Source organism: Teichococcus oryzae (assembly GCF_008386565.1).
Lineage (GTDB): Bacteria > Pseudomonadota > Alphaproteobacteria > Acetobacterales > Acetobacteraceae > Pseudoroseomonas > Pseudoroseomonas oryzae.
In genome coordinates, this window is the sequence record NZ_VUKA01000001.1 from 1289300 (window position 1) to 1309482 (window position 20183).

Here is a 20183-nt window from a genome sequence, read left to right on the forward strand (position 1 = left end):
CCCCCTTGCGTCCATGTGCAACCGAATTTTTCGGTGCTGGCCCAGACCTCGCGGGAGCGTCCCTGGGCTAAGGCTGCCCGGGGCGCTAGCCTGCCTCGCCATGCGTGTCATTGCTCTTCTCATGGCGGCCGGCCAGGGCACCCGCTTTGGCGCCGGTCGCCCCAAACAATTCCTGCCGCTTCTCGGCCGCGCGGTACTGCGCCATGCCGCGGAAGCCCTGCTCCGCGACGGAAAGGTCGAGGCCCTGCTGCCCGTCGTCGCTTCCCCGTCCGAGGCGGAGGCGGTTGCCGCGGCGCTTCAGGGACTGCCTGTGCTCACGCCCGTCATGGGCGGCGCCACGCGCCAGCAAAGCGTGCGGGCCGGCCTCGAAGCCCTGGCGGACGAGGCGCCGGATGTGGTGCTGGTGCACGATGCCGCGCGGCCCTGCGTGCCGGCGGGGACGGTGCAAGCGCTGCTGCAGGCCCTCGAGGCCGCCCCCGGCGCCATTCCGGCCCAACCGGTCAGCGATACGCTGAAGCTGGCCAGGGATGGACGGGTCCTGGGGACGCATCCGCGCGAAGGATTGTTCCGCGCGCAGACACCCCAGGCCTTCCGCTTCGCGGTGCTGCTGGACGCCCATCGCGCGGCGCGCGATGAAGCCACGGATGATGCCGCCCTGCTGGAAGCCGCCAACTTGCCGGTCGCCTTGGTGGCCGGATCGGAGAACAACCTGAAAGTGACCTATCCCGAGGACCTGGCCCGCGCCGAGGCCACCCTGCTGCCCCGCCTGATGCCCGCCATGGGCACGGGCTTCGACGTTCATCGGCTGGTCGAGGGTCGTCCCCTGATCCTTTGCGGCGTCACCATCCCGCACCCGCTGGGGCTGGATGGCCATTCCGATGCGGATGTTGGCCTGCATGCGCTGTGCGACGCCATCTATGGTGCCCTGGCGGAAGGGGATATCGGCCGGCATTTCCCCCCCAGCGAGGAGCGCTGGAAGGATGCGGACAGCACCGCCTTCCTGCGCCACGCCGTCGGACGGGTGGCGGCGCGGGGCGGCATCCTGACCCATGTGGATGTGACCCTGATCTGCGAGCGCCCGAAGATCGCACCGCATGCGGATGGCATGCGCCAGCGCCTGGCCGAGCTGCTGGGCATCGACATCGGCCGGGTTTCGGTGAAGGCAACCACCACGGAACGGCTGGGCTTCACCGGCCGTGGCGAAGGCATCGCCGCCCAGGCGGCGGCGACGCTGTTGCTCCCCGGCTGAACGTCAGCGGCGCGGCAGGAAGCCCACCAGTTCCTCCGCGCGCGCCACGATCGGCTCGGCGATGGCGGCGGCCTTGTCGGCGCCCTGCCGGAGGGCCGCGTCCACCGCGGCCGGATCGTTCAGCAGCCGCTGCATCTCCCCCTGGATGGGGCTGAGATGCGCCACCAGCGCCTCCGTCAACACGCCCTTGAAGGTGCCGAAGCCCTGCCCTTCATGGGCCCGCAGCACCTGCTGCGGCTCCTCGCCGGTGATGGCGGCCAGGATGCCCACCAAGTTGCGCGCCTCCGGCCGGCCTTCCAGCGCCGAAAGCTCCGCCGGAAGCGGCTCGGCATCGGTCTTGGCCCGGCGGATCTTCAGGGCGATGGTGTCCGCGTCATCAGTCAGGTTGATGCGCGACTGGTCGGAAGGGTCCGACTTCGACATCTTCCTGGTGCCATCGCGCAGTGACATCACCCTTGCTGCGACACCCTGGATGATGGGCTCGATCGGGGGAAAGAAATCCTCGCCGAAGTCGTGATTGAATTTCTGCGCGATGTCGTTGGCCAGTTCCAGATGCTGCTTCTGGTCCTCCCCCACCGGAACCCGGGTGGCGTGATAGACCAGGATGTCGGCGGCCATCAGGTTGGGATAAACATAAAGACCAGCGCCGACATTCTCCCGGTCCTTGCCGGCCTTGTCCTTGAACTGGGTCATGCGGTTGAGCCAGCCAAGCCGGGCCACGCAGTTGAAGATCCAGGCCAGCCGGGCATGGGCATGCACATGGCTCTGGACAAACAGGACGCATTTGTCAGGCGTCACGCCGCAGGCCATCAGCGCCGCCGCCATTTCTCGCGTCTGCCGCGCCAGGGTCTTCGGATCGAAGGGCTGGGTGATCGCATGCAGGTCCACGACGCTGTAGATGCATTCGTGGTCACGCATCATCGGCACCCAGTTGCGGATCGCGCCCAGGTAGTTGCCGAGGGTGGGAATACCGGAAGGCTGAATTCCGGAGAAAACGCGCTGCATCATCGAACCTTTCGCGCCTGGGCAGGCAGGCGTGATCTCGCGCAGGGAGCGCCACGTCAAGTTTCCCGCGCGCTTCCGGGCCTTTGGCTGGTTGACTGGCCGCGGGCTTGGCCCACGTCCCATGCGAACAGGTTCACGCTGTTGCGCTTCTGACACCATTCGCGCTTTGCGGCGTTGCAGCAGGGTGATGGGCAATGTCAGCAGCCAAGCGACCCTGGACCCGCGGCCCGTCGCCGCGGCCATATCCTCAGCGCCGCCTCTCCTGCACCCCGGCCGCAATGTCTGGCGGCTGGAAGAGGCGCATCGCGCCAGCGTGCTGGTGGATGCCGCCAACTATTATGGTGCCCTTCGAGAGGCACTGAAGAAAGCGCAGCGATCCATTGTTATTGTTGGATGGGACATCGATAGTCGTACGCCGTTGGTCGGCGCTGACGGGGAGGCCGATGATGGCTTCCCGAGGGAACTGGGGCCATTCCTGTGCAGCCTGGTTTCTCGGCAGCCGGAGCTGCGGATCAAGCTGCTGCTTTGGGATTACTCCGTCCTGTATGCCCTTGAACGTGAACTTCTTCCGGCGTTGAAGCTGCACTGGAACATGCCTGAGCAGATCGAGCTTTGCCTCGATGACCAGGTTTCCTTTGGCGCGTCCCACCATCAGAAGATCGCGGTGATCGATGGGGTCCTGGCCTTCGCCGGCGGTCTCGACCTGACCATCCGGCGCTGGGACACGCCCGAGCATCGGCCGGTGCACCCGCACCGTGTCGATCCGCGGGATGAAAGCTATCCGCCCTTCCACGATGTCCAGATGGTGGTGGACGGCCCGGCCGCCCGGGCCCTGGATGATCTGGTGCGCGAACGGTGGCGCCGTGGCGCCTGCGAGGACCTTCCGCCGCCGCCACGGGAAGCGGCCAACGATCCATGGCCCGAGGGGCTGATCCCCGATTTCCGGAACCTGCGCATCGGCATCGCGCGCACCCAGGGAAGCTTCGACGGGGAGCCAGAAGTGCGTGAGGTCGAGCGCCTCTACGAGGACATGATCGATCGCGCCGAGCGCGGCATCTATATCGAGAACCAGTTCCTGACCCATCTTGGCCTCGCCAACCGCCTGGCGCAGCGCCTGAAGGAGCGGCCGGAACTGGAAGTGGTGATCCTGGCTCCACGCACCCACCACACCTGGCTTGAGCATCGCAGCATGCTGGCCGGCCGCATCCGCTTCATGGAGGTGATCCGCGCCGAGGGTGTGGAAAGTCAGGTCCGCCTTCTTTTCCCCCGCGTGGGCGCCCGTTCCGAATCCCGGGCGGACGTCATGGTCCATGCCAAGGTGATGATCGTCGATGACCGACTGCTGCGGGTCGGATCATCGAACATCTGCCGCCGCTCGATGGGGACCGACAGCGAGTGCGACCTGGTGATCGAGGCGGAGGACGACGCCACGCGGACCGCCATCCGTGCCGTCCGAAACAGGTTCCTGGCCGAGCACCTAGGTGCCAGGCCGGAACAGGTCGCGGCGGCGACGCGCGATGGCTCCCTGTTCAGGGCGCTGGATCAGCTGAACCGGGGGCGCCGCCGCTTGTTGCCGATCCAGGATGGCCACCTCGCCGAGGGCGAGGCCATTCCGCAGATCGAGGCTGTGGCCGACCCGGCGCGCTCCCTGGGCTCGGCCATGCTGCTGGCTGATTTCACCTCAGAAGATGGGACACCGCACGGCATGCCACTCTGGACCCGCATCGCCCTGGTGGCGCTGCCCATCGTCCTGCTAGGCCTGGCTTGGCAATACACCCCCCTTTCGGGCTTCCTGAACCCGGAAACCTTCAGTTCCTCCATGCAGCAGGCCAACGGGGCCTGGGGCCCGGCCCTGGCCCTTGGCCTGTTCATGCTGCTGGGCCTCCTCGCCTTCCCGGTGAATGTGCTGATCGTGGCCACGGCGGCCGCCTTCGGGATCTGGCCTGGGCTGGCCTATGCCGCCGTCGGGGCCATGGTCAGCGCGCTGCTGACCTATCTGGTCGGCCGCAAGGTCGGACCCGCGCTGCTGCGCAAGATCATCGGTCCCCGTATCAACCGGATCAGCCGTGGCATCGCCCGCAACGGCATCATGGCGGTGACGATGGTGCGCCTGATGCCCATCGCACCCTTCACCGTGGTCAATCTGGTTGCCGGGGCGGTTCGCATCCCCCTCCTGGACTACATGGTCGGCACGGCACTTGGGCTGGCGCCGGGGCTGGTGCTGATGACGGCCCTTGGCGATCGGCTGCTGCGGATCATGACCGATCCCTCCTGGTCCGATATTCTGGGCTTCACCCTGGTTCTGGTGGCCTGGGGCGCGTTGTCCTACGGGCTGCAGAGCCTGGTGGCGTGGATAAGGCGGCGCAGCGGCATGCCTGCCGGCCAGGAGGAGGCGGCATGATCCTGCGGGCCATGACCTGGAACATCCATTCCGCGATCGGGCCTGACGGGCGCTACGACATCCAGCGCGTGCTTGGCCTGATCCGCCGTCACCGGCCTGACATCCTTGCCGTGCAGGAGGTCGAGGCGCGCAATCGCGGCACCCGCGAATCGCCCTTTCTGCTGCTGCGGGACCATTTCGGGCACAATGTCGATGCCGAGACCCTGCGCAGCTCCGATGGCGCCTATGGCCACATGCTGCTGAGCCGCTGGCCCATGGAGGAGGAAAAGCTGCATGACCTGTCGGTCGACGGGCGGGAGCCGCGCACAGCCATCACCGCCCGCGTCCGCACGCCCTACGGCTTCCTGAGCGTGATCGCGACCCATCTGGGCCTGAAGCAGCGCGAGCGGCAAGCCCAAGCCAACAGGCTGGCCCGGCTGGTGCGAAACATGCCCGGACCGCTCATCGTCATGGGGGATTTCAACGACTGGACTTGGCGGGGTCCGGTTTGGCGCAGCCTGTCGCCGCTGCTTCCGGCGCGGACGGGACACCGGACCTTTCCGGCGCGCTTCCCCCTCCTGCGACTGGATGAAATTTTTTGCCGGCCCATCGGATTGCTGGGCCGAAACTGGCGCGACCCGGCAGCGCAGGCCGCATCGGACCATCTGCCCGTCATCGCCGAGCTGCACATGCCGCAGGCGCGGGAGGGGAAAGCCGGCCAAGCCGCCTTCCCGGCCAGGGTGCCCGAGGAAGCCTGAGCTTGCGGAAATCTGGCGCGCCCTGAGGGACTCGAACCCCCAACCAACCGGGTAGAAGCCGGTTGCTCTATCCAGTTGAGCTAAGGGCGCGGAAAAGCCTGCCTAGTGCGTCCAGTTCTCGGCACGGCCATAGCGGAAGTTTTCCGCATAGGATTTCGGCTTGATCTCCCGCTGGGCGGGAGCGGCTTCCACCTCATAGCGGAGGCCCTGGGCCTTGGCATAGGCCTCCGCCGCCTCGCGCGTGGAGAAGCTCAGGCGAAGCTGGGAGCGCGTGTCGCCAGACCCGGTCCAGCCCGTCAGCGGGTCGAGCCGGCGCGGCTCGGCCGGCGCGAAGGACAGCACCCAGCCGCCGCTCTTGGCCTTCCCCGACTGCATCGCGGAACGCGGCGGGCAATGAATGCGGGCAATGGCGCGATCACGGCTCATGGTGGTGATGTCTCGGCCTCATGCTGGGTGGCCCGGCCACCGGAAACAGGTTTCGGGGCGAGAGGATTCGAACCTCCGGCCCTCTGCTCCCAAAGCAGATGCGCTACCAGGCTGCGCTACGCCCCGTCGAACCGGAAAATATGGGCGGACGCCGCATTAAGCAACCGCCCTTGTCGCTTCATCCGATCTGCGTCACGCCGCCCATCCAGGGCAGCAGCACCTCGGGCACCCGGACGCTGCCATCGGCCTGCTGATGGGTCTCCAGCACCGCGATCAGCGCGCGCCCGACTGCCACGCCGGAGCCGTTCAGCGTGTGGAGATAGGCCGTGCCCTTGGTCTCCTTGGGGCGGTAGCGGGCGCCCATGCGGCGGGCCTGGAAATCGCGGCAATTGGAGCAGGAGGAGATCTCCCGCCAGGCGCCCTGCCCCGGCAGCCACACTTCCAGATCATAGGTCTTGGAAGCGGCGAAGCCAGTATCGCCGGCGCAAAGCACGATGCGCCGCCATGTCAGGCCGAGTTCCGTCAGCACCCGCTCCGCGCACCGGGTCATCCGCTCATGCTCGGCCTCGGACTGCTCCGGCGTGGTGACGGCCACCATCTCGACCTTGGCGAACTGGTGCTGGCGCAGCATGCCCCGCGTGTCCCGCCCGGCGCTGCCGGCTTCCGAGCGGAAGCAGGGAGACAATGCGGCATAGCGCAGCGGCAAGGCATCCTCGGGCAGGATCTCGCCGGCCGCCAGATTGGTCAGCGGCACCTCGGCGGTCGGGATCAGCCAGCGGCCATCCGTGGTACGGAACAGGTCTTCCTCGAATTTCGGCAACTGGCCGGTGCCGTACATGGTGGCACTGTTGACCAGCAGCGGAACCGAGCTTTCCGTGTAGCCATGCTCGTCCACATGCAGTGACAGCATGTACTGGCCCAGCGCGCGCTCCAGCCGCGCCAATTGCCCCCGCAGCACGGTGAAGCGGGCGCCGGCCAGCTTCGCGGCGGCGGCGAAGTCCATCAATCCCCAGGCTTCGCCCAGCTCGAAATGCTGCTTCGCCGGGAAGTCGAACGCCGCCGGCTGCCCTTCCTGGTGCAGCACCACATTGGCGCTTTCATCCGCCCCGTCGGGCACAGTGTCGTCGAGCAAGTTCGGCAGGGCCTCAAGCACCGCGGTCTGCGCCTGCTCTGCGGCCTTGGCCTCCGCTTCCAGGGCTTCCATGCGATTGCGGAGGCTTACCGCCTCGGCTTCCAGGGCGGCCGTGTCGCCGCCCTGGCGCTTGGCCTGGCCGATTTCCTTGGAAAGCTGGTTGCGGCGGGATTGTGCCTCCTGCGCCGCCGTCTGGCCTGCCCTGCGGGCCGCGTCCTGCGTCAGCACGGCCTCCGCGATGGGCGGCAGGCCCCGCCGGGCCAAGGCGGCGTCAAAGGCAGCCGGATCGGCTCTCAAGGTGCGGATATCATGCATGGCGCGGCTCAGTTCTCGGTATCGTCATCCCGCTTGGGGGCGACCCACCCGGCGGCAAGGATGGACAGCTCGTAAAGGGCGATCAGCGGCACAGCGAGGCCGATCTGGCTGATGATGTCGGGGGGCGTCACGATGGCCGCCACCACGAACATCCCGACAATCGCGTAGCGGCGGCTTTTCTTCAGCCCGTCCACCGTGACGATGCCGACCTTGGCCATCAGCGTCAGCGCCACCGGAAGCTGGAACGCCGCACCGAAGGCCAGGATCATGTGCATGACCAGGCTGAGATATTCGCTGACCTTCGCTTCCAGCTGCACCGGAAGGGCGTCCGCGCCGGGCGGCGTTTCGAAGGAGATGAAGAATTTCCAGGCCAGCGGGAAGATGAAGTAGTAGGCCAGCGCGGCACCCAGGACGAACAACACCGGCGAGGCCAGCAGGAAGGGCAGGATCGCCCGCTTCTCGCTGCGATACAGGCCCGGCGCGATGAACAGCCAGAGCTGCGTCGCCCACATCGGGAAGCTCAGGAAGGTCGCGCCGAAGAAGGCCACCTTCAGGTAGGTGAAGAAGGCTTCATAGAGCGCGGTGAAGATCATCCGCCGCTCGCCGCCGCTCTGCTGCTGCAGGATATCCGCCAGCGGGCGCGCCAGGAAGCCGTAGATCTGCGCCGAGAAGTAGTAGCAGATGCCGAAGGCGACGATGAACGCGCCGATGGACCAGAGCAGCCTTGTGCGCAGTTCGAGCAGATGCTCGATCAGCGGCATCGGCTTGTCGTCGATGATGTCTTCCTGCGGTTGGGCCACGGATCGGGTGCTCAGGCGTTCGGGGTTGCGGGCTTGGCCGCCGCGGCCTCGGCCGGTGCGGGCGGATGGCCATGGGGAGCGGAGCCGGGTGCCGCCGCGGCGATGTCCGGCGGCACAAAGGCGGGCGCCGCCGGCGCAGCGTCAACCGCCGGAGCAGACTCAGACGGAGCAGACCCGGCCGAGGCGGAAACCGGCGGCGCTGCTGGCGTCGTGGTGCCGCTGCCGGCATCAGGCTTCCAGTCATCCCGCAGGGGATTGTCGTTGAAGGTGCGGCGGATCTCGCCGTCGGAGTCGAGATTGCGCTCGATCGTGCTCTTGAGGTCGAAGTTGCGGATGTCGCGGATCTGATCCCGGACATCCTCAAGCTTCGCCTCCCGCACCAGTTCATCGGCGTGGGTCTGAAACTCCGCGGCCATGCGCCGCAGCTTCTGGATGCCCTTGGCCATCTTGCGGATGGCATCCGGCAGGTCCTTCGGTCCGATCACCACGACCGCCACCACGGCGATAAGCGCCAACTCAGACCAGGCGAGATCAAACATGTGCTTCCCATTTCCCCCGCGGGGGCCGCTTCCGTTAGCAGGAACGGCGGGCAGCGCCAATGTGGCCGCCACCAGCTGATGAACCCTGCCCCCTATCTAGGCGCTTCTTCCGGGAAAAACGAAGCGGCGGGGCAGATGAAGCGGAATCAACCTCGTGCCGCCGCCGGCTGCGAGTCGCCCGCCAGCAGCTCCTCCCGCCGCGGCAGGTCGGACAGCACCCGGAGGCCGAATTGCTCCAGGAAGCGCGGCGTGGTGGCCCACAGGGTCGGGCGTCCGGGAACCTCCTTTCGGCCCCGGGGCGCGATCAGGGCCTGCTCCAGCAGCGTCTCAAGGGTGGCCTGGGACAGGCTGGCGCCGCGGATCTCCTCGATCTCGGAGCGGGTTACGGGCTGGTGATAGGCAATGATGGCCAAGGCCTCCATGGCGACGCGCGGCAGGCGCCGGGGTGTTTCCACCACCCTGGTCAGCAGCGGCGCCAGATCGAGCGCGGTGCGGAAGGCGTAGCCTCCGGCCACCTCGGTCAGCTCAACGCCGCGGCCAGCATAACGGGAAGCGAGCAAGGTCAGCACCGCATCCGCCCGCAGGCCTTCCGGCAGCAGGGCCTGGAGCCGCTCCGCGGGCACGGGCCGATCGGAGGCGAAGACCAGCGCCTCGGCCAGGCGCAGCGCGTGCTCAAGCGGCGCGATGCCCGCCCGGTCGCCGTCATCGGGCGCGCCGGCCGCCGGCGCAGCGGGATCAGGCGGCAGCTGCATCGGGCAGATCCTCAACGATCATGGTGTTGGGGGCGGCCGGCGCCCTGCGCAGCAGGATCGGCCCGAAAGCCGCCTCCTGGCGCAGCTCGATGCCTCCGCCCCGGGCCATCTCCAGGCCGGCGATCAGGGTGGCCGCCAACGCGGCCCGCTTCTCCACCGGATCGGTCAGGGTGTCGGGCAGGAAGCGCCGCAGTTCCCCCCATTCCGGGAGGCCGCCCACCAGCCGCGCCAATCGGTCGAGCGCTTCCTGGACGGTCCAAAGGCGGCGCGGCTGCGGCCGGTAGGGCCGTTTCGCCGCGGAACGGCGCAGCGCCTCAACATAGGCGCGGAGCAGCGCCGGAAGGTCGGCCAGCAGGCCGCTGCGGTCTTCCCTCAGCAAGCTTTCCGGAGCGCCGCGCGCCAGAACATCCACCCCCATCAAGGGACGCCGCGACAGCCAGCGCGCCGCTTCCCGCATGCGCTCCAGCTCCGCCAACCTTTCGGCCAGTTGGCCCGCCAGAGCCTCGGCATCGTCCTCCTGCTGTGGGTCCTCGGGCAGCAGGAGGCGGGATTTGAGCCAGGCGAGCCACGCGGCCATCACCAGCCAGTCGGCCGCCAGCTCCAGCCGGATGCGACGCGCCCCTTCGATGACCGTGAGGTACTGGTCCACCAGATCGAGGATGGAAATGCGCGCAATGTCCACCTTCTGGGCGCGCGCCAGTTCCAGCAGCAGATCGAGCGGCCCTTCATACCCGTCCAGGGTGAGGTGCAGCGTTTCCGGTGCCTTCCCATCCGCCATCACACGACATGCCCGGAAAGCTGCAGGATCAGCCGGAAGCCGGGACCGGAAACCAGCGAAACCAGCCCCCCCATCACATCCAGGGAGGGGGCGAGGCGCGGCAACACGAACAACAGCAGAAGCACGATCACCAGGCCCGCCGGCTCCAGCCGGGCCAGGGCCATGGCTGGCCGCATTGGCAGAAGGCCGACCAGGATGCGGCCACCGTCGAGCGGCGGGATCGGCAATAGGTTGAACAGCCCCAGCAACAGATTGACCAGGATAGATAACACGATAAAGCGAATGCCGAGTTCCACCGCCGCCGGCGGCAGCCCGGCCGAGACGCTGTCCAGCGGATGCGCCAGCATGGCCGCGCACCAGGCCAGGAACACGTTCATGGCCGGCCCCGCAGCCGCCACCAGCACCATGCCGTAGCGGGGGTTGCGCAGACGGCGGATATCGACCGGGACCGGCTTCGCCCAGCCGAACATCACCTCCACCCGGCCAATGGTCAGCAGCTGGAACAGCACCAGAAGCCCCGGCACGATCACCGTCCCGACCCGGTCCACATGGCGCAGGGGGTTCAGGCTCAGCCGCCCTGCCCGCTCCGCCGTGTCGTCACCCAGCGCCAGCGCGGCATAGCCATGCGCCGCCTCGTGCAGCGTGATGGCCAGAACCGTGGCGAGAATGGCCGCCAGAAGCTCGGGCAGCCACTCAGTCACGCGACATTCCGCAACGCATCATCCCGTTGCCTGGCCATGGCCTGAAGGTCATGGCTGGCAGCACGGCCCGGAAGGCTTCGGCTGCGGGATGCCGTCAGGCGCTCGGCGGCCTTGTCATGCACCGGGGCGCTGCCGCGCAACACCGCGAGGCTTTCCTCCAGCACGCCTGTGCAATGCAGGACGACGTCGCATCCGGCCGCCAGCGCATCGCCGGCCAGCGCCCCCGGCTCGCCCTTCAAGGCGTGCATCGCCAGGTCGTCGGAAACCAGGGGACCATCGAAGCCGATCTCGCCCCGGATGATGTTCTGGATCACCTTGGGCGAAAGCGTGGCCGGCCGCTGGTCATCCCAGGCGCTGTAGAGGATATGGGCGGTCATCGCCCATGCGCCGTCCGCCGCCAGGGCGGCGAAGGGCGCGATGTCGTCCGCCAGGGCAGCCGCCCCGGCGGTGACGCGGGGCAGTTCCAGATGGCTGTCCACCGAGGCCCGCCCATGGCCGGGGATGTGCTTGATCACCGGAATGGTGCCAGCGCGTTGCAGCCCGCGAATCCATGCGCCGCCGAGCCGGGCGACCTCAGCCGGTTCCGCCGAGAAGGAGCGGTCGCCAATGATGCCATGTGCTCCTGGCAGCCGCAGGTCCAGCACGGGAGCGCACACCACGTCGAGGCCAAGGGCCAGACAGTCCAGGCCAAGCAGCGTGGCATTGGCCGAGGCGGCTTCCTCCGGCAACCCTTCGAAGCGGGCGGCGGGTGGGAAGTCCGGCCAGTGCGGCGGCCGCAGCCGCGCCACCCGTCCGCCTTCCTGGTCCACGAGAATGGGGGCGTCCCCGCCCAATTCCTCCCGGATGGCGTCCGTCAGGGCCCGGACCTGTTCCGCATCCCGGATGTTGCGGGCGAACAGGATGGCGCCAAGCGGCCGCCATTGCCGCAGCATGGCGGCTTCTTCCGCCGTGAGGCTGTGGCCCGACAGCCCGATGATGGCTGCGCGAGGATCTTTCATGACCAAGGGATGCCTTAACCGCCGATCACCGCGCAAGCGCCGCCGCGGCTGCGCACGGCATCGCAGAAGGCCCCGGCCGCCTGACGGCTCTGGAAGCCGCCGGTGCGCAGGCGCCACATGGTTGGCTTGCCATCCTGATCGAAACGGATGATCTGCGGCGTGAAGCCGCCAAGCTCGGGAACGCGACGGCCCAGGCGGTCCCATTCGGCGCGGGCGCCGGCTTCGGAGGGCAGCGCGCCCAGTTGCACCACGACCGAGCCGCTGGTAGCCGCCGGCGGCCGGGGCGCCGGTGCCGGCGGACGGCTTTCCTCCGGCCTGGCCTGCACCACAGGGGCGGGCTCCGGCACGATGGCCGCCGCCGGGGGCGGCGCCTGCCGCGCGGAATCCAATGCGAGGGGCACGGCCGGCTCCGGGACTTCCTGGGCCGCCAATGGCAACGCGGGGACCGAGGGCTGTGCGATGGCGGCCGGCGGTGTATGCGCCACGGGGGGAGCGGTCGCCGCGCGCAGCGCATCCAGGTTCGGCGCCTCAGCCGCCGGGCCCAGCCGGCCGGATGGCTCATAGGTGCCGCTGGCCGTCCGGCGCTCGAAGATGATTTCGTCCTGGTTGGCGACGCGCAGGCCGCCGCGATCTTCCGGCCGCACCTTGATGGGGCGCGAATCCGCTTGGATCACCGGAATGGTGTTGTCGGTGTAGTGCGTGATCGCCCAGCCGACCACACCACCCAATGCCAGGGTGCCGACAACGCCGGCAGCCATCAGCAGAAGGCGGCGGGACGCGCCATCCTCCGCGGTTTCCCTCACCCGATAAGACGGGATCTGAGCTTCCCTCACCTCATCTCCTCAACCGGCGCGACACCCATGACCGCAAGGCCAGAGCGGATAACGATGGCCGTGGCGGCCACCAGCGCGAGGCGGGCCCGCGTGGCGTCCGGCTCCTCGGCCCGGATAAAACGCAGTGTCGCATCATCGCGCCCACGGTTCCACAAAATATGAAAGTCGGCGGCCAAGTCCCCGAGATAAAAGGCAATCCGGTGTGGCTCCCGCGCCGCAGCAGCGCCCTCCACCACACGCGGCCAGAGGCTGAGGCGGCGGATCAGCGCCAATTCCGCCTCGTCTTTCAGGTGGCCAAGCGGCGCGGCGGCGAGATCGGACTGCGCCGGTTCCCCCGCCTGCCGCAGCACGGAGCGGCAGCGGGCGTGGGCGTACTGGACATAGAAGACAGGGTTCTCGCGCGATTGCTCGACCACCTTGTCGAGGTCGAAATCCATCTGCGCGTCAGATTTGCGCGTCAGCATGGTGAAGCGCACCGCATCGCGCCCCACCTCGTCGATGAGGTCGCGAAGGGTGATGTAGGTGCCGGCGCGCTTGGACATGCGAACCGGCTCGCCGCCCTTCAGCACCTTCACGATCTGCGTCAGAACAACCGTGAAGCCGACACGCTTCTCGCCGGACAGCGCCGCGACCGCCGCCTTCATGCGTGGAACATAACCGCCATGATCGGCGCCCCAGACCTGCACCAGCTCACCGAAGCCACGGGCGATCTTGTCGGCGTGGTTGCCGATGTCGTTGGCGAAATAGGTGTTGCTGCCATCGCTCTTGCGCAGTGGGCGATCGACGTCGTCGCCGAAGCGGGTCGAGGCGAACAGCGTCTGCGGGCGCGGCTCCCAATCCTCGGGCAGCTTGCCCTTGGGCGGCTCCAGCACGCCCTCATACACCAAGCCCTTGGCGGACAGATCGGCGATGGCGCGGTCCGCCACGCCGCGACGCACCAGGTCGGCCTCGCTGATAAAGACATCGTGCGCCACACCGAGGGCGGCCAGATCCTCGCGGATCGCCTCCATCATCCGCGCCACGGCAAATTCGCGCACCGTGTCCAGCCAGAGGGCGGGATCGGCGGGAAGCTTGCCGGGCGCCAGGGCTTCGCCGTGCCGGTCACGGAGCGCCTCTCCCACGGGGATCAGGTACTCGCCGCGATATTGCAGGCCGCCAGGGATGGAGGCCGAGTATTCCTCCTCCGTCAGCGTCGTGCCGATCGCCTGGAGGTAGCGCCAGTAAGCAGCGTAGCCGAGCGCCTGGACCTGCGCGCCCGCGTCGTTGATGTAGTATTCCTTGGTGACGCGCGCGCCCGCCTTGGCCAGCAGATTCGCCAGCGCATCGCCCACCACGGCGCCCCGGCAATGGCCGACATGCATCGGGCCGGTCGGATTGGCGGAAACATATTCCACGTTCACCGGCACGTCGCTCCCGGCCTGGCCATCGCCATAGGCCTCTCCGACACGCAGGATGAGCGGAACCTGGCCATGGAGGTAATCCTCCGCCAGCCGAAGGTTCACGAAGCCAGGGCCGGCTGGGGCCGCCCCGGACACCATGGGCAGCTGCGCCAGCGCCTCGGCCAGCTGCGCGGCGATCTTCGCCGGCGGCTGCCGCGCGGGCTTGGCCACCACCATGGCCGCGTTGGTGGACATGTCGCCATGCGACGGGTCGCGCGGCGGCTCCATCGTGACGCGTGCCAGGGCCTCCTCGGGCAGATCCGGCAGGATGCGTCGCAGGCAGGCCAGGACCTCGGTGCGCAGTGCGGCGAAGATATCCTGCGGGGCGTCCGGATGCTGTTCCATGGGGTCCATTCAGCCTGGAAGATGAGGGTCGGTCAGGCGCCGGTGCTCTTCCAGCGCGAAGCGGTCGGTCATGCCGGCGATGTAGTCGCACACGGCGGCGGCGCATTCGGCACTGCCGGCATTGCCGGCTCGCTCCCGCCATTCCGGCGGCAGCATGTCGGGGCCGCCATGCAGAAGGCTGAACAGCACCTGCACCACGCGGCGGCATTTCTGGGTTGTGCGGTTCACTCGCCAGTGCCTGTACATGCGGCCGAACAGGAATTCGCGCACCTGCTGGTTCGCTTCCTGCATGGTGGGGCTGAACACCACCATGGGCTGCCCGGCGGCACGCACCGCGGCGGCATCCACCGGCGCAAGGGCAGCCAGGCGCCGGCTCGTTTCCGCCACCACATCCTCGACCATCATGTTGATGACGCGGCGGATCGCCTCGCTGGCGAGCCGCGGGGGCGCCGCCGCCGGATAGGCGGCGCGCGCCTCCGCCAGGGCGGTGCCGAACAGCGGCAGGGCGGCGGCCTCGTCCAGGGTGAAGATGCGGGCGCGCAGCCCGTCATCCAGGTCGTGGTTGTTGTAGGCGATGTCGTCGGCGAGCGCCGCCACCTGCGCCTCCACCGAGGCATGGGTGCCCAGCTCCAGCGGATGCAGCCGGTCATATTCGGCAGTGAAGGGCGGCGGGCGGCGCAGCGGGCCATTGTGCTTGGCCAGGCCTTCCAGCGTTTCCCAGGTCAGGTTCAGCCCGTCGAACTCGGCATAGCGCCATTCCAGCGTGGTCACCGCCTTCAGGCTCTGGGCATTGTGGTCGAAGCCGCCATAAGGGCGCATGGCGCCGTTCAGCGCATCCTCTCCCGCATGGCCGAAGGGTGGATGGCCGAGGTCATGCGCGAGTGCCAGCGCTTCCGCCAGATCCTCGTCCACCCGCAGCCGCCGGGCGATGGAGCGGGCGATCTGCGCCACCTCGATGCTGTGGGTCAGCCGGGTGCGGAACGCGTCGCCCTCGTGGTAGATGAAGACCTGCGTCTTGTATTGCAGCCGGCGAAAGGCCGCGCTGTGGATGATCCGGTCGCGGTCCCGCTGGAATGGGGACCGCGCCCCGCCCGCCGGCTCCGGATGGAGGCGGCCGCGCGACGTTTCCGGTCGGACGGCGTAGGGGGCGAGGTCGGGCATGGTCGCGGCGGCTTACCAGCCGCCCTGCCCTGCCGCAACGCCGCCGGCATGGTTGGAAACCGCCTCCCTGGCGCCTATGTTCGCCCTTCGAGGAGTTTCATGCCCATGCCCGACGGCTCGTCGCCTTCCGCTGCTTTCAGCGTCACGCCCCGCGCCTTCGCCCAGATCCGCGAGATCGCCGAGCGGGCGGGACGCCCCGCCGCCGGCCTGCGGCTGGCGGTGCTGGCCGGCGGCTGCTCCGGCTTCCAGTATTCCTTCGACCTGGACGACGCGGTGGCGGAGGACGACCTTGTGCTGCAATCCGGCGAGGCACGGGTGATGATCGACCCGGTCAGCCTGGACCTGCTGCAGGGCGCGCAGCTGGACTGGGCCGATGAACTGATCGGTGCGCATTTCACCGTTCGCAATCCGCAGGCGGCGTCGGGCTGCGGCTGCGGCGCGTCCTTCTCCATCGGCTGATCCGACACCAACCCCGTGCGCATCGCCAGCTTCAACGTGAATTCCGTGCGGAAGCGCGTTCCGCATATCGGCCGCTTCCTGCAAAAGGTTCAGCCCGACCTGCTGTTCCTGCAGGAGCTGAAATGCAAGACGGAGGAATGCCCGACGGCCGAGTTCCGCGACCTCGGCTACCAGGTGCATGCCGTGGGCCAGCCGGGCGGCCGGAACGGGGTGGCCGTGCTGTCGCGCATTCCCTTCGAGGTGGTCTGCGAGGCGCTTGAGGGCGAGGCCGCGGACGACCATGCGCGCTATATCGAGGTGGTCGCCGGCGGTGCCCACTTGGCCGGGATCTATCTGCCGAACGGCAATTCCGGCGGCGCGGAAGGCTATGCCTACAAGCTGCGCTGGATGGAGCGCCTGCGCCGTCGGGCCGCCGGATTGCTGGACCGCTTCCAGCCCTTGGCCATCCTGGGCGACTTCAACGTTTGCCCGACTGCGCTTGACCTGGCGCCGGGGGCGCTGCCTCCGACCGATGCCCTGGTGCGGCCGAAAACCCGCGCCGCTTTCCAGGCGCTATGCCATATCGGCTTGACCGACGCTGTCCGTGCCCTGCATCCCGGGAACCGGATCTACACCTACTGGGATTATGGGCCGTCCTTCGAGGCCAATCGTGGGCTGCGGATCGACCACGCCCTGCTTTCGCCGGAACTTGCGGAGCGCCTCGTCTCCGCCCAGGTGGAGATCGGCCCCCGGGCCGAGGAACAGCCCTCGGACCACACGCCTCTCGTGATCGAGCTGGCCTGAGGCGCCGCGGCGGGGTTTCCGCCGTGGCGCCCCGTCCCTTCAATCGCTGATCCGCGCCAGCGCGGCCTGCAGCCGAGCCAGTTCCGCTTCCGAGGCGGCCAGCCGCTCCCGGTTTTCCTCGACCACCTCGGGCTTTGCCCGGCTGACGAAATCGGCATTCGACAGCTTGGCGGTGATCTTCGCCATCTCGGCCTTCACCTTGTCCTGCTCGCGGGCGAGGCGTGCCCGTTCGGCGCCAAGGTCGATGACCTCCGCCAGCGGCAGCAGCACCGTCGCCTCGCCAACCACGGCCTGCGCCACACCCTTCGGCGCCTCGCCCTCCGCCAGGGCGCGGAACTCGGTCGCGCGGCCGAGGCGGCGGATCGCCTCGATCCAGCGCTCGCCGCGCGCCAGGGTCCCGGCGCTGGCACCCTGAAGCAGCAGCGGCACCGTGACGGAAGGCGGCACGTTCATCTCGGACCGCACGCCGCGGACGGTGGAGATCAGGCTGACCAGCCAGTCCAGCTCGGCACGCGCCTCCTCGGCGCCGGGCACGGCCACCGGCTCGGGCCATGCGGCGCGGATCAGGCTGAACTCGGCGCCATAGCCGAAGCGGTCCCACAACTCCTCGGTGAGATAGGGCATCACCGGGTGCAGCAGGCGCAGGATGGTGCCCAGCACATGCTGCGCGGCTCCCTTCACCTCCGCCTTCTCCGCGCCGTCTGGCCCGTTCAGCGCCGGCTTGGCGAATTCCAGGAACCAGTCGCAGAAGCTGTTCCAGACAAAGCGGTAGCAGGCGCCCGCATAGTCATCCATGCGGTAGGCTTCCAGCGCCGCCGTCGCCTCAGCGATGGCGCTATTGGCCGCGTCCAGGATCCAGCGCGCCAGCGGCGTCTGCACCTTCGAGGGATCGAAGGAGGCATTGGGCGCGATGCCGTTCATCTCGCAGAAGCGGGCGGCGTTCCAGAGCTTGGTGCCGAAGGAGCGGAAATCCTCCACCCGCTTGCGGCCCAGCTTCACGTCACGGCCCGGCGTGGCGAGGGAGGCGATGGTGAAGCGCAGCGCATCGGCGCCGAAGCTGTCCACCAGCTCCAGCGGATCAATGACGTTGCCCTTCGACTTCGACATCTTCTGGCCCTTCTCGTCGCGGACGAGGCCATGGATGTAGACGGTCTTGAAGGGCGCATCCCCCATGAAGTGGTGGCCCATCATCATCATCCGGGCGACCCAGAAGAAGATGATGTCCCAGCCCGTCACCAGCACGTCGCCGGGATAATACTTCTCCAGTTCCGGCGTCTTCCGCGGCCATCCCAGGGTGCTGAAAGGCCAGAGGGCGGAGCTGAACCAGGTGTCCAGCACATCCTCGTCGCGCGTCAGGGTCACGCCATCGCCCAGCTTGGCGCGCGCCTGGGCATAGGCTTCCTCCTCGGTGCGGGCGACAAAGACGCTGCCATCCGGCGCGTACCAGGCCGGGATCTGGTGGCCCCACCAGAGCTGGCGGCTGATGCACCAGGGCTGGATGTCGCGCATCCAGGAGAAGAAGACGTTCTCGAAGTGCTTCGGTACGAACTCGGTGCGGCCGGTTTCCACGGCCTCGATGGCCGGCTTGGCCAGGGTCGCGGCATCGCAATACCACTGCATGGTCAGGCGCGGCTCGATCGGCACGCCCGAGCGGTCGCCATGCGGCACGGCGTTGTTATGCGGCTCGATCTTCTCGAGCAGTTCCAGCCGCTCCAGCTCCGCGACGATGGCCTTGCGGGCGGCGAAGCGGTCCTGTCCCGCGAGGGAGCGGACAAAGGCCGGATCGGCGACGCCCGGCACGGCCTGCAAGCTGGCCTCGATCTCCTCAAGCCAGACGGCGCCCTGCGCATCCAGGATGGAGGGCATGGCCACGCCATGGCGCTTGCCCACGGCGAAGTCGTTGAAGTCATGCGCCGGGGTGATCTTCACCGCGCCCGAGCCCTTCTCGGGGTCGGAATACTCGTCGGCCACCACCGGGATGCGACGGCCGGTGAGCGGCAGGATGACGTGCCTTCCGACCAGGTCCCGGAAGCGCTCGTCATCCGGATGCACGGCGACGGCGGTGTCGCCCAGCATGGTTTCCGGGCGCGTCGTGGCCACCACCAGGAAGCGGCCGGGCTCGCCCTCCACCGGATAGCGCAGGTGCCACAGGCTACCCTTCATCTCCCGGTTCTCGACCTCAAGGTCGGAGATGGCGGTCTGGAACTTGGAATCCCAGTTCACCAGGCGCTTGTCGCGGTAGATCAGCCCCTGCTCGTGCAGGGTGACGAACACCTCCCGCACCGCATCGGACAAGCCGGCATCCATGGTGAAGCGTTCGCGCGGCCAGTCCAGGCTGGCGCCGAGGCTGCGCAGCTGGCGGGTGATGCTGCCGCCCGACTGGGCCTTCCATTCCCAAACATGTTCCAGGAACTTCTCGCGCCCGATGTCGCGGCGATTAACGCCCTGGCTGCCAAGCAGGCGCTCCACCACCATCTGGGTGGCGATTCCGGCATGGTCCGTGCCCGGCTGCCACAGCGCGTCCCGCCCCTGCATCCGGCGCCAGCGGATCAGCGTGTCCTGAATGGTGAAGGTCAGCGCGTGGCCGATATGGAGGCTGCCCGTGACATTGGGCGGCGGGATCATGATGGTGAAGGGCGCGGCCCCGCTGGCGGGATCGGCACTGAAGGCGCCCGAAGCCTCCCACCCCTCATAGAGGCGTTGTTCAAAGGAGGCGGGCGAGAGGGTCTTGTCGAGCATGGGCGCACGCTTGGTCGGGTGCCGCCCCCGCGTCAAGAGGAAGCTGGCGCGGATCAGCCCGCCGCGCCGCCATCCCGGCCGGACTGGCCCATCAGCCGGCGGATCTCGGCTTCCACCAGGGTCTTCACCAGGGCCGGAAGGTGCTGGTCCAGCCATTCGCGGAGCAGCGGCCGCAATTCCTCCCGCACCACGTCCTCGATGCTGGGGCCGGATTGCCGCAGAACCGGCGCGGCCCGGTTGGAGGAGACGGTGCGCGCCAGCTGCGCCAAGGCCGCCGCCGTGGCCGCCGCCGCAACGGGCCCGAGCAATCCCTGCGCCGGCTCCGCATCCTCCGCCGGTTGCGGCGGTGGCGGCTCGCTTCCCGGCGCCTCCTCCACCAGCATGGATTCCGTCAGTTCCAGAGGTAGGTCGCCCACCTCCTCATCCTCGTTCAGGGATTGCCGGATGGAGGCGAGGATCTCGTCCATAGAAGGCTCCTTAGGGCCTTCCGGTGGCGTGTTCGCGGCCATGGCCTACCTTCTTTGCGTGATATCGCTGGTGCCGAAGAGCTTGTTTCGGACGGCGTTGTAATAGGCTTCCATGTCGTACTGG

Annotated in this window: 19 protein-coding genes and 2 tRNA genes; 5 read left to right on the top strand and 16 right to left on the bottom strand. The window is 68.3% G+C overall.

What is annotated here, in order from left to right:
- The first annotated feature begins 100 nt into the window (after positions 1-100).
- Positions 101-1249, top strand: a complete 1149-nt coding sequence (locus F0Q34_RS05980) for a bifunctional 2-C-methyl-D-erythritol 4-phosphate cytidylyltransferase/2-C-methyl-D-erythritol 2,4-cyclodiphosphate synthase (protein WP_149811153.1) — start codon at positions 101-103, stop codon at positions 1247-1249.
- Between the two features lie 3 nt (positions 1250-1252).
- Here the strand turns inward: F0Q34_RS05980 and trpS are convergent, their stop codons facing one another.
- Positions 1253-2254: a tryptophan--tRNA ligase gene (gene trpS, locus F0Q34_RS05985; protein WP_149811298.1), complete on the bottom strand. Its 1002-nt coding sequence runs from the start codon at positions 2252-2254 to the stop codon at positions 1253-1255.
- 187 nt (positions 2255-2441) lie between these two features.
- Between trpS and F0Q34_RS05990 the strand changes: the two genes are divergently transcribed.
- Positions 2442-4655: a VTT domain-containing protein gene (locus F0Q34_RS05990; RefSeq protein ID WP_149811154.1), complete on the top strand. Its 2214-nt coding sequence runs from the start codon at positions 2442-2444 to the stop codon at positions 4653-4655.
- On the top strand, positions 4652-5392 hold the full coding sequence (locus F0Q34_RS05995) for an endonuclease/exonuclease/phosphatase family protein (RefSeq protein WP_149811155.1): 741 nt from the start codon (positions 4652-4654) through the stop codon (positions 5390-5392). The genes F0Q34_RS05990 and F0Q34_RS05995 overlap by 4 nt, the downstream gene beginning before the upstream one ends.
- 13 nt (positions 5393-5405) lie before the next feature.
- Here F0Q34_RS05995 and F0Q34_RS06000 read toward each other — a convergent pair.
- The 13 genes from F0Q34_RS06000 to F0Q34_RS06060 form a co-directional block, all read right to left on the bottom strand.
- Positions 5406-5482, bottom strand: a tRNA-Arg gene (locus F0Q34_RS06000).
- A gap of 12 nt (positions 5483-5494) precedes the next feature.
- Complete coding sequence (locus F0Q34_RS06005) at positions 5495-5818, bottom strand: ETC complex I subunit (protein ID WP_149811156.1); 324 nt, start codon at positions 5816-5818, stop codon at positions 5495-5497.
- A 52-nt stretch (positions 5819-5870) separates the two neighbouring features.
- Positions 5871-5944, bottom strand: a tRNA-Pro gene (locus F0Q34_RS06010).
- Positions 5945-5996: 52 nt separating this feature from the next.
- Positions 5997-7265, bottom strand: coding sequence for a serine--tRNA ligase (gene serS / locus F0Q34_RS06015; protein ID WP_149811157.1), 1269 nt, complete (start codon positions 7263-7265; stop codon positions 5997-5999).
- 8 nt (positions 7266-7273) lie between these two features.
- The gene (gene tatC / locus F0Q34_RS06020) at positions 7274-8026 is read right to left on the bottom strand and encodes a twin-arginine translocase subunit TatC (RefSeq protein ID WP_149811299.1); all 753 of its coding nucleotides are present in this window, start codon (positions 8024-8026) and stop codon (positions 7274-7276) included.
- 50 nt (positions 8027-8076) lie between these two features.
- Entirely contained in the window at positions 8077-8664 is a 588-nt protein-coding gene (gene tatB / locus F0Q34_RS22130; RefSeq protein WP_241665332.1) for a Sec-independent protein translocase protein TatB, read from the bottom strand.
- 86 nt (positions 8665-8750) lie between these two features.
- Positions 8751-9356 carry an SMC-Scp complex subunit ScpB gene (gene scpB, locus F0Q34_RS06030; RefSeq protein ID WP_149811158.1) on the bottom strand — a complete coding sequence of 202 codons (606 nt, stop codon included), beginning with the start codon at positions 9354-9356 and terminating at the stop codon, positions 8751-8753.
- Positions 9340-10134, bottom strand: a complete 795-nt coding sequence (locus F0Q34_RS06035) for a segregation and condensation protein A (protein WP_149811159.1) — start codon at positions 10132-10134, stop codon at positions 9340-9342. The genes scpB and F0Q34_RS06035 overlap by 17 nt, the downstream gene beginning before the upstream one ends.
- Entirely contained in the window at positions 10134-10835 is a 702-nt protein-coding gene (locus F0Q34_RS06040; protein WP_149811160.1) for a site-2 protease family protein, read from the bottom strand. The genes F0Q34_RS06035 and F0Q34_RS06040 overlap by 1 nt, the downstream gene beginning before the upstream one ends.
- Positions 10832-11833 carry a beta-N-acetylhexosaminidase gene (gene nagZ / locus F0Q34_RS06045; protein ID WP_149811161.1) on the bottom strand — a complete coding sequence of 334 codons (1002 nt, stop codon included), beginning with the start codon at positions 11831-11833 and terminating at the stop codon, positions 10832-10834. Before nagZ ends, F0Q34_RS06040 begins: the two co-directional genes overlap by 4 nt.
- Before the next feature lie 14 nt (positions 11834-11847).
- A complete protein-coding gene (locus F0Q34_RS22485) occupies positions 11848-12666 on the bottom strand; it encodes an SPOR domain-containing protein (RefSeq protein WP_277755254.1) in 819 nt (272 codons plus the stop codon).
- Positions 12663-14450, bottom strand: coding sequence for an arginine--tRNA ligase (gene argS, locus F0Q34_RS06055; RefSeq protein WP_149811162.1), 1788 nt, complete (start codon positions 14448-14450; stop codon positions 12663-12665). The genes F0Q34_RS22485 and argS overlap by 4 nt, the downstream gene beginning before the upstream one ends.
- A gap of 9 nt (positions 14451-14459) precedes the next feature.
- The gene (locus tag F0Q34_RS06060) at positions 14460-15611 is read right to left on the bottom strand and encodes a deoxyguanosinetriphosphate triphosphohydrolase (RefSeq protein WP_149811163.1); all 1152 of its coding nucleotides are present in this window, start codon (positions 15609-15611) and stop codon (positions 14460-14462) included.
- A 99-nt stretch (positions 15612-15710) separates the two neighbouring features.
- Between F0Q34_RS06060 and F0Q34_RS06065 the strand changes: the two genes are divergently transcribed.
- Together F0Q34_RS06065 and xth are read left to right on the top strand one after the other, a co-directional pair.
- Positions 15711-16070, top strand: coding sequence for a HesB/IscA family protein (locus F0Q34_RS06065; RefSeq protein WP_149811164.1), 360 nt, complete (start codon positions 15711-15713; stop codon positions 16068-16070).
- 15 nt (positions 16071-16085) lie between these two features.
- Complete coding sequence (gene xth / locus F0Q34_RS06070) at positions 16086-16853, top strand: exodeoxyribonuclease III (protein ID WP_149811165.1); 768 nt, start codon at positions 16086-16088, stop codon at positions 16851-16853.
- A gap of 39 nt (positions 16854-16892) precedes the next feature.
- On the opposite strand, the gene F0Q34_RS06075 is transcribed toward xth, so the two are convergent.
- Together F0Q34_RS06075 and F0Q34_RS06080 are read right to left on the bottom strand one after the other, a co-directional pair.
- On the bottom strand, positions 16893-19592 hold the full coding sequence (locus F0Q34_RS06075) for a valine--tRNA ligase (RefSeq protein WP_149811166.1): 2700 nt from the start codon (positions 19590-19592) through the stop codon (positions 16893-16895).
- A gap of 53 nt (positions 19593-19645) precedes the next feature.
- Complete coding sequence (locus tag F0Q34_RS06080; protein ID WP_149811167.1) at positions 19646-20059, bottom strand: DUF2497 domain-containing protein; 414 nt, start codon at positions 20057-20059, stop codon at positions 19646-19648.
- Positions 20060-20183: the final 124 nt, after the last annotated feature.